This window comes from Paraburkholderia sp. RAU2J, assembly GCF_003634845.1.
Lineage (GTDB): Bacteria > Pseudomonadota > Gammaproteobacteria > Burkholderiales > Burkholderiaceae > Paraburkholderia > Paraburkholderia fynbosensis.
In genome coordinates, this window is record NZ_RBXG01000001.1 from 1783082 (window position 1) to 1796269 (window position 13188).

The 13188-nt window shown below is 65.9% G+C and carries 11 protein-coding genes; 9 read left to right on the forward strand and 2 right to left on the reverse strand.

Annotated features, from left to right (window positions below; all coding sequences use genetic code 11):
- Positions 1-19 precede the first annotated feature (19 nt).
- Genes B0G69_RS08265 through B0G69_RS08275 form a run of 3 tightly spaced genes read left to right on the forward strand, consistent with a single transcriptional unit; the run spans position 20 to position 2663 of the window.
- On the forward strand, positions 20-1129 hold the full coding sequence (locus B0G69_RS08265) for a COX15/CtaA family protein (protein ID WP_121316435.1): 1110 nt from the start codon (positions 20-22) through the stop codon (positions 1127-1129).
- Positions 1130-1135: 6 nt separating this feature from the next.
- Positions 1136-2041, forward strand: coding sequence for a heme o synthase (gene cyoE, locus B0G69_RS08270; protein WP_121316436.1), 906 nt, complete (start codon positions 1136-1138; stop codon positions 2039-2041).
- 4 nt (positions 2042-2045) lie between these two features.
- Positions 2046-2663, forward strand: a complete 618-nt coding sequence (locus B0G69_RS08275; RefSeq protein ID WP_121316437.1) for an SCO family protein — start codon at positions 2046-2048, stop codon at positions 2661-2663.
- A gap of 84 nt (positions 2664-2747) precedes the next feature.
- Here B0G69_RS08275 and B0G69_RS08280 read toward each other — a convergent pair whose 3' ends face one another.
- Positions 2748-3038, reverse strand: a complete 291-nt coding sequence (locus B0G69_RS08280; protein WP_121316438.1) for a YciI family protein — start codon at positions 3036-3038, stop codon at positions 2748-2750.
- Positions 3039-3285: 247 nt separating this feature from the next.
- On the opposite strand from B0G69_RS08280, the gene B0G69_RS08285 reads away from it, so the two are divergent.
- The gene (locus B0G69_RS08285) at positions 3286-5151 is read left to right on the forward strand and encodes a methyl-accepting chemotaxis protein (protein ID WP_121316439.1); all 1866 of its coding nucleotides are present in this window, start codon (positions 3286-3288) and stop codon (positions 5149-5151) included.
- A gap of 228 nt (positions 5152-5379) precedes the next feature.
- Positions 5380-6192, forward strand: a complete 813-nt coding sequence (locus tag B0G69_RS08290; protein ID WP_121316440.1) for a MetQ/NlpA family ABC transporter substrate-binding protein — start codon at positions 5380-5382, stop codon at positions 6190-6192.
- A gap of 55 nt (positions 6193-6247) precedes the next feature.
- Here the strand turns inward: B0G69_RS08290 and B0G69_RS08295 are convergent, their stop codons facing one another.
- A complete protein-coding gene (locus tag B0G69_RS08295) occupies positions 6248-7174 on the reverse strand; it encodes a bifunctional helix-turn-helix transcriptional regulator/GNAT family N-acetyltransferase (RefSeq protein ID WP_121316441.1) in 927 nt (308 codons plus the stop codon).
- Positions 7175-7549: 375 nt separating this feature from the next.
- Here B0G69_RS08295 and B0G69_RS08300 point away from each other — a divergent pair, with 375 nt between their 5' ends.
- From B0G69_RS08300 to ptsP, 4 genes are all read left to right on the forward strand, one after another.
- A complete protein-coding gene (locus B0G69_RS08300) occupies positions 7550-8284 on the forward strand; it encodes a GntR family transcriptional regulator (RefSeq protein WP_042328750.1) in 735 nt (244 codons plus the stop codon).
- Between the two features lie 122 nt (positions 8285-8406).
- The gene (gene nagA, locus B0G69_RS08305) at positions 8407-9510 is read left to right on the forward strand and encodes an N-acetylglucosamine-6-phosphate deacetylase (protein WP_042328753.1); all 1104 of its coding nucleotides are present in this window, start codon (positions 8407-8409) and stop codon (positions 9508-9510) included.
- Positions 9503-10510, forward strand: a complete 1008-nt coding sequence (locus B0G69_RS08310; protein WP_121316442.1) for an SIS domain-containing protein — start codon at positions 9503-9505, stop codon at positions 10508-10510. The genes nagA and B0G69_RS08310 overlap by 8 nt, the downstream gene beginning before the upstream one ends.
- An 11-nt stretch (positions 10511-10521) precedes the next feature.
- On the forward strand, positions 10522-13113 hold the full coding sequence (gene ptsP, locus B0G69_RS08315) for a phosphoenolpyruvate--protein phosphotransferase (protein WP_121316443.1): 2592 nt from the start codon (positions 10522-10524) through the stop codon (positions 13111-13113).
- Positions 13114-13188: the final 75 nt, after the last annotated feature.

Genomic DNA, 13188 nt, shown 5'->3' on the forward strand with positions numbered 1-13188 from the left:
AGACGACAGAGTAAAAAAGATGTTCGTATTGCAACTGGGCCTGATCGGCTTGTGTATTGCGTTGTTGCCGCTGTCCTACGTGTGGGTCAAGGCCGACGACAATAAATTCCGCAAGCTGGTCTGGCTGACCACCTTCCTCACGCTCGATCTCGTGATGTTCGGCGGCTTCACTCGCCTCACCGATTCCGGACTCGGCTGCCCGGATTGGCCGGGCTGCTACGGCACCTCGTCGCCGTTCATCGCGCACGCGGCGATTTCGGCCGCACATCAGGCAATGCCCACCGGGCCGGTCAGCATGACGAAGGCCTGGATCGAAATGATCCACCGCTACTTTGCGATGGCGATCGGCGTGCTGATCATCGCGCAGACGATCATTGCGTGGACCGCGCGTATCAAACGCCGCCCGCTGCATGTGTCGCCGTGGTGGCCGACCTCGCTGCTGTTGCTGATCCTCGTGCAGGGCGCGTTCGGCGCGTGGACCGTGACCATGAAGCTGCAACCGGTCATCGTGACGACGCACCTGCTGCTCGGCCTCGCGCTGCTCGGCACGCTCGGCTGGCTGGCGGCGCGGCTCACGCCCTTGCCGGCTTACGAGCCCGAAGCCGCGCGCTGGCGCGCGGCGGCGCTGGCGGGCCTCGCGCTGCTGGTCGTGCAGATCGCGTTGGGTGGCTGGGTCAGCACGAACTACGCGGTGCTCGCGTGCGCCGACTTCCCGACCTGCAACGGCCAATGGATTCCGCCGATGGACTTCGCGCACGGCTTTCATCTGTGGCGTGCGCTCGGCATGACCGGCGACGGCGACGTGATCACCCAGGACGCGCTGGTGGCGATCCACTGGACGCATCGCACGTTTGCGTTCGTGGTGATCGCGTATCTGTTGTGGTTCGCGGCGAAGCTGCGCCGCTTCGAATCGCTGCGTGCGCCGGCGAACGGCGTGCTGCTGGTGGTGCTGATCCAGTTCGTCACCGGGCTGTCGAACATCGTCCTGCAATGGCCTTTGCCGATCGCGGTCGCGCATAACGGCGGGGCCGCGATCCTGCTGCTTTTGCTCGTTATGTTAAACTTTCGGATCGCTTATAGCCGTCCCGGCCGCGCCGTGCTCCCAGCGCGCGATGCCGCGCCAGCGTGACTCCACATGGACAGCACAACACTCTCCCAAACGCCCGGTAGCCGGGCCTCCCAGTACATCGCCCTGACGAAGCCGCGCGTCACGCAACTCGCCGTGTTCTGCGCCGTCATCGGCATGTTCCTGTCTACGCCCGGCATGGTGCCGTGGACCGTGCTGATCGGCGGCACCGTCGGCATCTGGCTGCTGGCCGGCGCCGCGTTCGCGATCAATTGCCTCGTCGAACAGAAAATCGACGCGAAGATGCGCCGCACTTCGTGGCGCCCGTCCGCGCGCGGTGAAATCAGCACGGCGCAGATTCTGCTGTTTTCGGCGGTGCTCGGCGGCATCGGCATGTGGACGCTCTACACGTTCGCCAATCCGCTGACCATGTGGCTCACGCTGGCCACCTTCGTCGGCTATGCAGTCATCTATACGCTGTTGCTCAAGCCGGCTACGCCGCAGAACATCGTGATCGGCGGCGCGTCGGGTGCGATGCCGCCCGCGCTGGGCTGGGCCGCGGTCACCGGTCACGTGCCGGGCGATGCCTGGATTCTGGTGCTGATCATCTTCGTGTGGACGCCGCCGCATTTCTGGGCGCTCGCGCTGTATCGCCGCAAGGACTACGAGAACGCCGGCCTGCCGATGCTGCCGAACACGCACGGCGAGAAGTACACGCGTCTGCATATTCTGCTCTACACGGTGATCCTGTTCGCGGTCACGCTGATGCCGTTCATCTCCGGCATGAGCGGCGTGGTGTACCTTGCCGCGGCCGTGTTCCTGGGCGCCGTGTTTCTCGCGTATGCGTGGAAGATCTATCGGGAATACTCTGACGATCTGGCGCGCCGCACCTTCCGTTACTCGATCGTCTATCTGTCGCTGCTGTTCGCCGCGCTGCTGATCGACCACTATGCACGTGTCCTGATCGGCGCGTAATACCATGCTCACAAACCGCTTCGCGCGCGTCGCGCGTGCCGCCGTGATCGCTTGCGCGCTGGGCGGCGCGATGCTGGTGGCGGGCTGCGGCAAGCAGCCGCCGGCGTTCACCAATCTCGACATCACTGGCAACACCCAATTCGCGAGCGATTTCTCGCTGCCCGACACGTCCGGCAAAATCCGCACGATGGCGGATTACAAGGGCAAGGTGGTGGTGCTGTTCTTCGGCTATACGCATTGCCCGGACGTTTGTCCAACCACGATGGCCGAACTCTCGCAAGCGTTGCAGCAACTCGGCCCCGAGGACGCGAAGCGCGTGCAGGTATTGTTCGTGACCGTCGACCCCGAGCGCGATACGCCGGAATTGCTGGGGCAATACGTACCGGCGTTCAATCCGACTTTCGTCGGCTTGCGTCCCGCCGATGCGGCGCAGCTCGCCAAGCTCGCGAAAGACTTCCGCATCTATTACGCAAAGGTGCCGGGCAAGACGCCCGACAGCTACACGATGGATCACACGGCCGCGAGCTATGTGTTCGACACGCAAGGCAAGCTGCGTCTGTTCGCGCGCGACGGCCAGGGCTCCACGCCGTGGGTGCACGATATCAAACTGCTGCTCGACTGAGTCGCGGCGGCATCAACATGGGCGCGTGATCGGATCACGCGCCCATGTTCAAATCCCCTCGCTGCAATCAATTCCCGCCGATTCTCAAACCGGCACCGGCAGATTCAACCCCGGTGCGAGACGCGTCGTCTTGAACTCCGTCACTTCGTAACGCGCGAGCTTCTGCTCGGCGAATGGGTCGCTGGCGAGGATCTGGTCCAGCCTCTCGCGCTCGATGCGCACCGCCAGGATGATGCCGCCGTCGCGCGGCACTTTCGGTCCGGCGGCGACGAATACCCCCGCTTCGAACTGCTGCGCCAGAAACGCGCGGTGCGCGTCGAGCGCGTCGTCGATGCGTTCGAGCGATGCGGTGTAGATAAGATTGATGACGTACATGAGCGTTCTCGCAGGCAATTGAACGAGCCGCGTGCATTTGCGCTCGCGGCTACGACCTTGAATTATCAGTCAGCGAGCGCTTTGCTGTGTGAGACCCCTCATCCGCGCGCCGCCCTGCAGTGCAGCCAAATCCCTCAAGTTGGCCGTCTCGCATGCCGATATAACACAGGCAATCGTTTGCGCTCCGCGCGCGGCAACACGCTCACGCCGCGGATCGAAGACGAATCACACGAGAGGGACCACAACAATGAGCAGGATGAGTTTGAATCGCAAACTATGGCTGTCGCTCGCGCTCGTATGGCTGGGGCTGCTTGGCGTCGGCCTGTGGAGCGCGGTCGAAACCCGCAGCACGATGCTGGCCGAGCGCAAGGCGGGCATGGCGAACCTCGTCGAGGCGGCGCAGGGGGTGGTGAGCGGCTACTATGCGCTGTCGCAGAACGGCAGAATGAGCGAGGCCGACGCGCAGCGCGAGGCGCTCGCCCGGCTTGCCACGATGCGCTACGGCGAATCCGGCTATCTGTTCGTGATGGACTCGAAGCCGGTCGTGCTGATGCACCCGACGCTGCCGCAAATGACCGGCAAGCCCGTCGGCGACTTCAAGGACCCGGACGGCAAGCTGCTGTACGTGGCGATCGTCGACGCGGCCAAGGCAAGCGGCCGCGGCTTCGCGCAGTATCGCGGGCGCCTGCCGCACAGCGAAACGGCGGTGCCGAAGATCAGTTACGTGGTGCGGTTCGCGCCGTGGGACTGGAACATCACGAGCGGCGTGTTCATCAAGGACATCGACACGGTGTACTACGACACGCTGCTCGGCCACCTCGTGGTCGTGCTGGTGATCGGCGCGGTCATTTCGCTGGCGATGGTGCTGATCATCCGCAACGTGCGCGCGAGCCTCGGCGGCGAGCCGGACCAGGCGGCGCGGCTCGCGGCGAGTATCGCGCAGGGCGATCTGACGCACGCGGTCGAGGTTCGCGCGCAGGACACGACGAGCATGATGGCCGCGATGCGCGACATGCAGAACCGTTTGCAGCGCACGATCGGCGAGATCCGGCGCTCGGCGGAATCGATCGCGTCGGCGACGCAGCAGATTGCCGCCGGCAACGGCGACCTGTCGCAGCGCACCGAACAGCAGGCGGCGTCGCTGCAGGAGACTGCGGCGAGCATGGAAGAACTCACCGCGACGGTCAAGCAGAACGCCGACAACGCGCGCCAGGCGAGCGGACTCGCCCACAACGCGTCGGAAATCGCGACCCGGGGCAACCACGTCGTGAGCCGCGTGATCGGCACGATGGGCGAGATCAACGACAGTTCGCGGCAGATTGCCGACATCATCGGCGTGATCGAAGGGATCGCGTTCCAGACCAATATCCTGGCGTTGAACGCGGCGGTGGAAGCCGCGCGCGCCGGCGAACAGGGGCGCGGCTTCGCGGTCGTCGCGGGCGAGGTGCGCAGCCTCGCGCAGCGCTCGGCCACGGCGGCCAAGGAGATCAAGCAGTTGATCGGCGCATCGGTGGAGCGCGTGCACAACGGGTCGACGCTGGTGCAGCAGGCCGGCGCGACCATGGGCGAGATTCTGCAGGCGGTGCAGCGCGTGACCGACATCATGGGCGAAATCGCGGCGGCGTCCGAGGAGCAGAGCAGTGGCATCTCGCAGGTTGGCCGCGCCGTCACGCAGATGGACGAAGTGACGCAGCAGAATGCCGCGCTGGTCGAACAGGCTGCGGCTGCGGCGGCATCGTTGCAGGACCAGGCCGGGCGTCTGCGCGATACGGTGAGCGCGTTTCGTGTGAACGGCGGTGGGAGCGGCGCGGGAGGCGCAGCTGAACGAGCGGGTGCGGGGCGGCCGCGTGAAGCGGCTCCAGCGGCGCCAGCAGCGCCTGCAGGGGCGACGCGGGACGGCAGCGCAGCGGCTCAGTTCAAGGAGGCGCCCATACGCGCCGAGCCGAAAATAGCCGCGACAGCTTCGGCCACCGGTTCGGCGAGGACCGCACCAACTGCATCGACCGCATCGACTGCGAACGCCAGGCCCGCCGCCACGCGTCAGTCCGCCGCCTCGGCAAGGCCCGCTCCCGCACGCACCAGCACCTCCGACGACGACTGGACCACCTTCTAGTCACTACCCCGGCCGCGTACCGCGTTTTCAGCGGACGCGGTCCCGCGCCGTTCATATGCATACCGATATGCAATCGCGCTATTTCCCATCTCGCCGTGCATATGAGACCATTTAGGGTTTCGCTGGCGGCGCGCTCGCATCCGTAAGCGCCGCCGCCGGCTTCCACCCGAATCCGACACCGAGCGAAGCATCGGTGCGAAATAGTCGATTAGAAACAGCGAGAATCACATGCAGCGCAGAAACCTCCTCAAAGCCCTCTCCGCCGTCGTCACCGGCGCAGCGATCTTCACCAGCGTCGGCGCCCATGCCGACGACAAGGTGATCAAGGTCGGCACCATCGGCGGCCCGGATGCGCAAATCTGGGAAGTCGTCACCAAAGTGGCGAAGCGCGAAGGCCTGAACGTGAAGGTCGTCGAATTCAACGATTACGTGCAGCCGAACGCCGCGCTCGACGCAGGCGACCTCGACGCGAACAGCTTCCAGCACCAGCCGTACCTCGACAGCCAGATCAAGCAGCGCGGCTACAAGCTCGTCAACGCCGGTCTCACCTACATCTCGCCACTCGGCGTCTACTCGAAGAAGCTGAAGTCGCTGAAGGACCTGTCGCAAGGCGCGAAGGTCGCGGTGCCGAACGATCCGTCGAACGAAAACCGCGCGCTGCTATTGCTGCAGTCGCAAGGTCTGATCAAGCTCAAAGCTGGCGCGGGCACGGGCGGCAATAACGCGACGCCGCTCGACATCGCGGAAAATCCGAAGAAGATCAAGTTCGTCGAACTCGACGCCGCGCAACTGCCGCGCTCACTGTCGGACGTCGACGCCGCCGTGATCAACACGAACTTCGCGCTGGCCGCCGGCCTGCAGCCGACCAAAGACGCGATCGCGCTGGAAGACATCCACAGCCCGTACGCAAACCTGATCGCCGTGCGCGCGCAGGACAAGGACAAGCCGTGGGTGAAGAAGCTGGTCGCGGCTTATCAGTCGGAAGATGTGCGCCAGTTCATCAAGACCCAGTTCAAGGGTTCGATGGTGCCGTCGTTCTAAGCGAGCGGCACTGAGCACCCAGGCGCGCGCGGCCATGTCCGCCGCGCGCGTGCTGCTACAACTCCAGCTCCCATCTTTCGATCATCAGTTCCTTGCCGAAACGGCGCTCAGCCGTTGTGCCGGCAAGCCTGAACCCGGCGCGCCCGCAAAGTCGCCGCGGTTCGCCGAGCGAGCTGGCGGTGGTCAGCGTGAGCGTCGTATAGCCCGCCCGCCGCGCGAACCGCATCGACTCGCTGAGCAGTTGCGTGCCGATGCCAAGGCGCTGCACGTCCGGTTCGACCCATAGCAGCCGCACGCCGGCCACCGTCGTCGACACCCCGACGACGCATACCGAACCGACCACCATACCGTCCTGTTCGGCGACCCAGCACATCTCGCGCAACGGGTCGTCGCGCTGCGCGTAATCGGCGACCACGCGCGCCAGCAACCCCTCGAACGATCGATCCCAGCCGTATTGCGCGGCGAACCATTGCGCCTGCCGATACACGAGCCAGCCGCACTCGCCAGCACGCGGCTGCCGCAGTGTCACGAGTTCATGCTTCGGTTTGTCGCGCAGCAGCCGCTCGATGAGCTTCATCGCGGTAATCAACTGCTCCTGCGAGAGCACGGTAAGGTGGCCGAGCAGCGCCGACACTTCATCGATGGCGGCGGCGTCGAGCGGGGCGTAGACCGCATGGCCATCCTCGGTGAGCGCGATCAGCGACTGGCGGGCGTCCGACTCGGACGGGCGGCGCGTGATCAAGCCGCGTCGTTCGAAACTGGTCAGCAGACGGCTGAGATAGCCGCTGTCGAGACCGAGCGCGCGGCCCAGCACGGAGGCCGTCTGCGCACGGCCGCGGGAGAGTTCGTGCAGCACGCGCACCTCCGTCAGCGAGAACTCGCTCTTCGCCAGATGCTCGTGCAATGCGCCAATGTGCTGGATATAGAAGCGGTTGAAATGGCGGACGACCTGAGCGCGCCGCCGCGCTTCGGAATCGGTCAAGTGCGGGCTCCCCGGGGATTTTTTATGGCTTGGTATCCCGCACTATATTTGAACGTCTGTCTGGAGCAAAGCCGCGCCGGACAAGGGTGCCTTGAACTGGTATTAAACAGGTATCAATCAGGACCTTCCATTCGATCAAATTGGCGACCGACTAAGACCACCAAAACCCCTTCCCGGCGGGGCGAATACGGGTAAATCCTGATCGTCCAAATGTCCTCCCGACAGCACTCCAAGGTCTGTGTGAGCCTTATCTGGCAAGGCTTTGCGGCCATTCGTACCAGCATGGAACCAGTTGGTTGACTGGTATTATGTTGGTTATATAATGGGCTCTCATTTTTCGTAGGCCTATCTGTTCGTGACGGCCGCCGGAGTCCCATGGAAACTCGCTGGTCCGCACTGATGCCTGACGCCCGCAACGTCACGCCGCTCTATTTGCAGCTCGCGCGCAATCTGGCGACGGCGATCCATTGCGGCGTGTGGTCGGCGGGCGAGGCGCTGCCGTCGGAGCGCACGCTGTCGGATGCGATCGGCGTGTCGCGCATCACCGCGCGCAAGGCCATCGAGCTGCTGGTCGAACAAGGCCTGATCCGGCGCGCACGCGGCGCGGGCAGCTTCATCACGCCGCGCGTCGAAGATCCGCTGTCGCGGCTGACCGGTTTCACGAAGAAGATGCAGCAGCGCGGTTTCCGGCCGGATTCGGTGTGGCTCGAGCGCGATATCCGCGCCGCCAACCGCGACGAGCTGGTGCACCTCGGACTGTCGCCCGGCGCCGCGGTCGCGAGTCTGCGGCGGCTACGGCGCGCGGACGGCATCGTGATGGCGGTCGAGCACTCCGCGCTGCCAGCGTCGATCGTGCCCGACCCCCAGGCCATCGGCGTATCGCTTTACAGCTATCTGGAGCAGCGCGGCGCGGCGGTCGTGCGCGCGTTGCAGCACTTCCGGGCGGTCAACGCGTCGAGCGAGATCGCTTCGTTGATGGACATCGAACCGCGCACGGCGCTGCTGGTCATTACCCGTATCGGCTATAGCGCGGACCAGCGCGCGATCGAACTGACCGATACCTATTGCCGCGACGACTACTACGACTTCGTCGCCGAATTGCGCACCTGAGTTGCGCGTCTGACTTGCCTCAGCCGGTTGCGCCGCGAGGCGGCCCGCGTGGCCGGCCGTCGGACGCGGCGCCGGCGAGTGCAAGTCGGCCACACCCGTATCACGCCTCACCAGGAAGACTCATGCTGACCGGAAACATACTCACCACCGATGGGTGGATTCACGGCACGCTCGAATACGAAAACGGCCGCATCACGGCGCTCACCGGCGAGCGCGTCGATCCGTCGACGAACGACGCGCCGTACATCCTGCCGGGCTTCATCGATCTGCACGTGCACGGCGGCGGCGGTTCCGACGTGATGGAGGCCGGCGACGCGATCGAAGTGATCGCCCGCACGCATGCGCGCTACGGCACGACGAGCCTGCTCGCCACCACGATGACCGCGCCGCGCGACGAACTGATGAACGTGGTGGCCGGGCTCGGCAACAATGCGAAGGTGCGCACGCCGGGCGGCGCGCGCGTGCTGGGCGTGCATCTGGAAGGGCCGTACATCAACCCGGGCAAGCTCGGTGCGCAGCCGGACGCGGCGGTCTCGGCGGTGATGGACGAAGTGCTGAAGTATCTGTCGATCGCGCCGATCCGCGTGGTCACGCTGGCACCCGAAATCGCCGGCCACATGGAGATCATCTCCGCGATGGCGGCGCGTGGCGTGCGCGTGCAGCTCGGCCATTCGCTCGGCACCTACGACGACGCCGTCGCCGCGCTCAAGCACGGCGCGTGCGGCTTCACGCACCTGTTCAACGCGATGTCGCCGCTGCATCACCGCAACCCTGGGCTGGTGGGCGCGGCGCTCGCGCATGCCGAGTTCGCGGAAATCATTCCCGATCTGCTGCACGTTCATCCAGGCGCGATCCGCGCCGCGTTGCGCGCGATTCCGCGTCTGTACGTGGTGACGGACAGCACGTCGGCCACCGGCATGCCCGACGGCGAATACCGCCTCGGCAGCCAGCACGTGACGAAGTGCCTGGGCGGCGTGCGTCTCGCCGACGGCACGCTCGCCGGCAGCACCCTGACGATGGACCAGGCGCTGCGCAATCTCGTATCGATCGGCCTGCCGATCGCCGACGTATCAAACCGTTTGTCGCGCTATGCCGCCGACTATCTCGGTATCGAGGACCGCGGCCGTATTGCGCGCGGCGCCTGGGCCGACGTGGTCGTGTTCGATCGTGAACTGGCATTGACCGCGACTTACGTCGAAGGAGAAGCAATTGTCGAATATGCTTAAAGAGGCGCTGGCGTCCGCTGACACGGTCGCCGCGCAACTCACGGACACCTCGCGGGTCGCGGCGCTCGCTGCGACGCTGGCGCTACAGCCGCGCCACGTTGCGCTGACCGTCGCACGCGGCAGCTCGGACCATGCGGCGAGTTACTTCGCATCGCTGACGATGAGCCGCCTCGGCGTGCCGGTCGCATCGCTGCCGATGTCGGTCGCGACGCTGCAACAGGCGCCGCTGCAGGTGCGCGAACAGCTCGCACTGGCGTTCTCGCAATCGGGCAAGAGCCCGGATCTGGTCGGCACGATGCAGGCGTTGCGCAACGCGGGCGCGTTGACCGTGGCTGCCGTGAACGCGCCGGGCTCGCCGCTGGCCGATGCGTGCGAATGGCAACTGCCGCTCGTCGCCGGTCCTGAACTGAGCGTCGCGGCCACGAAGAGCTATATCGCGATGCTGTCGATTTCCGCGCAACTGGTCGCGCACTGGCAGAAGGATGCCGAGTTGCTCGGCGCGCTGAACACGCTGCCCGACGCTTTGCAGACCGCAGGCAAGCTCGACTGGTCGAAGGCCGTGGACGAACTGCGCGGCATGGAGCGCATGATCGTGATCGGCCGGGGTCTGGGTCTCGCGATTGCACAGGAAGCCGCGTTGAAACTGAAGGAAACCTCCGGCATTCAGGCCGAAGCGTTTTCGAGCGCGGAAGTGCGTCACGGTCCGATGGAACTGATCGACCGCGATTATCCGCTGCTGGTGTTCGCACCGCGCGGCCCCGAGCAGGCCGGTCTGCTGCAACTCGCGCACGACATGCGGGCGCGCGGCGCGCGCGTGCTGCTCGCCGCACCGGACGACGTGCCCGAGGCCACCTTGCCGCTGGCCGCCACCGCTCACGCGGCGCTCGACCCGATCGCCGCCATCCTGTCCTTTTACGTGATGGCCGCCGGCCTTGCCGCCGCGCGCGGGCGCAATCCCGATGCGCCGCGCCATCTCAACAAAGTCACCGAAACTCACTGACGAGACATCAGATGCGACGTGTCGAGGAGTCCCGCTTGAAGAGCCATTCTGAAGGCCATATTGTTTTGCTCGCGCCGTTGACCGGTCCGGTCGTGCCGCTCGCGCAGGTGCCCGACCCGGTGTTTTCGGGTGGCATGTTCGGTGACGGCATCGGCATCGATCCTTTGGAGGGACGGCTGCTCGCGCCGTGCGACGGGACCATCACCCATCTCGCGCGCACCGGTCATGCGGTCACGCTGGCCACCACCGAAGGCGCCGAGATCTTGCTGCACATCGGTATCGACACGGTCGAGCTGAACGGCAAAGGCTTTGCACCAATGGTCGAGCAGGGCGCGCCTGTGCGTGCCGGCGACGTGCTGATCGAGTTCGATCAGGATCAGGTCGCGTTGAATGCGCCGAGCCTCGTGTCGGTGATCGCGATCGCCAATTCGGATGCGTTCGAGATCGTCGAGCGTGCGCAAGGCGGTGTGCTGAAGGCGGGGGAAACGCCGTTGCTGATACTGCGTGCCCGTGACGGCGCGGCAGCCGACGCGTCGCGCCAGCTCAGCGCGACGAAGGTGATGGAGGAAGCGCGCCGGCAGGTCACGCTGGTTCACGCGGGCGGTCTGCATGCGCGTCCCGCGGCGCGTGCGCGCGAAGCGGCGCGCGGTTTCGATGCGCGCGTCGAAGTGCGATACGAAGGGCGTAAAGCGGCGATCGAAAGCGTGGTTGGACTGCTCGGGCTCGGCGCGGGTGAGGGCGCGCGCGTCGAATTGCTCGGTGTCGGTCCGCAAGCGCAAGCCGCAGTCGACGCGATCGCGCATGAACTGACGCGCGAAGCGCACGGCGAAGTCGAAGAGAAACCGGCGCGGCAAAGTTCGCCTGCGCCGCAGGCGGTTCCGCGTGCGGCAGGCGAAGCGCTCGCGCCGAATACGCTCGCCGGTGTCTGCGCGGCGCCGGGCATTGCGGTCGGCAAACTGGTGCGTTGGGACGATGCGGACATCGATCCGCCCGAGCAGGCAAGCGGCACGTCCGCCGCTGAAAGCCGTTTGCTCGACAAAGCGATCGCCACCGTCGACGCCGATCTCGACACGACCGTACGCGACGCGTCGCAACGCGGCGCGCACGGCGAAGCGGGCATTTTCGCGGTGCATCGCGTGCTGCTCGAAGATCCCACGCTGCTCGACGCCGCGCGCGATCTGATCAGTCTCGGCAAGAGCGCCGGCTTTGCGTGGCGCGAGGCGATCCGTGCACAGATCGGCATCCTGAGCAATGTGGAAGACGCCTTGCTCGCGGAACGTGCCGCCGATCTGCGTGACATCGACAAGCGCGTGGTGCGCGCGCTTGGCTATACGAACGCCGCCGCGCGCACGTTGCCGGAAGAAGCCGTGCTCGCTGCGGAAGAGTTCACGCCGTCGGATCTGTCGTCGCTGGATCGCTCGCGCGTCACCGCGCTGGTAATGGCGCGTGGGGGCGCGACCTCGCACGCGGCGATTCTCGCGCGCCAGGCGGGCATTCCCGCGCTGGTCGCGCTCGGCGACGCGCTGCATGCGATTGCGCCTGGCACGCAAGTGGTGGTGAACGCCAGCAGCGGCCGCCTCGAATTCGCACCGACCGAGCTCGACGTCGAACGGGCTCGCCGCGAGCGCAGCCGTCTTGCCGACGTGCGCGAAGCGAATCGCCGCACGTCGCAGCAAGCCGCGGTGACGTCCGACGGCCGCGCGATCGAAGTGGCCGCGAACATCGCCACGCTCGACGACGCGAAAGCCGCCGTCGACAATGGCGCCGATGCGGTGGGCCTGCTGCGCACCGAACTGCTGTTCATCCATCGCGCGGCCGCGCCGACCACCGACGAACATCGTCAGAGCTACCAGGGAATCGTCGACGCATTGAGCGGCCGCACCGCGATCATCCGCACGCTGGATGTCGGCGCGGACAAGGAAGTGGACTACCTCACGCTGCCGCCCGAGCCGAATCCGGCGCTCGGCCTGCGCGGCATTCGCCTCGCCCAGGTGCGCCCGGATCTGCTCGACGATCAGTTGCACGGCCTGCTCGCAGTGCAGCCGCTCGGCTCGGTGCGCATCCTGTTGCCGATGGTCACCGATGTCGGCGAGCTGATCCGTATCCGCAAGCGTATCGACGAACTGGCTCGCGACGCGGGCCGCACGGAGCCGATCGAAGTCGGCGTGATGATCGAAGTGCCGTCGGCGGCGCTGCTGGCCGATCAACTCGCGCAACACGCGGACTTCCTGTCGATCGGCACCAACGATCTCACGCAATACACACTCGCGATGGACCGTTGTCAGGCCGATCTCGCCGCGCAAGCCGACGGCTTGCACCCGGCGGTGCTGCGCCTGATCGCGGCCACCGTGCAAGGCGCGGGCAGGCATGGCAAATGGGTTGGCGTGTGCGGTGCGCTCGCGGGCGATCCGCTCGCGGTGCCGCTGCTCGTCGGCCTCGGCGTGACCGAGCTGTCGGTGGACCCGGTGTCGGTCCCGGGCATCAAAGCGCGGGTGCGCCACCTCGATTATCAGCTGTGCCGTCAACGCGCTCAGGATGCTCTCGCGCTCGAATCGGCGCAGGCGGTAAGAGCAGCAAGCCGCGAAACCTGGCCTCTGGACTGAACCCCACAGTCCGCAACCAGCTTCGCACAGTTACTTCGTATAGCTACAAAAACTCAACGACGACGGTCGACCACG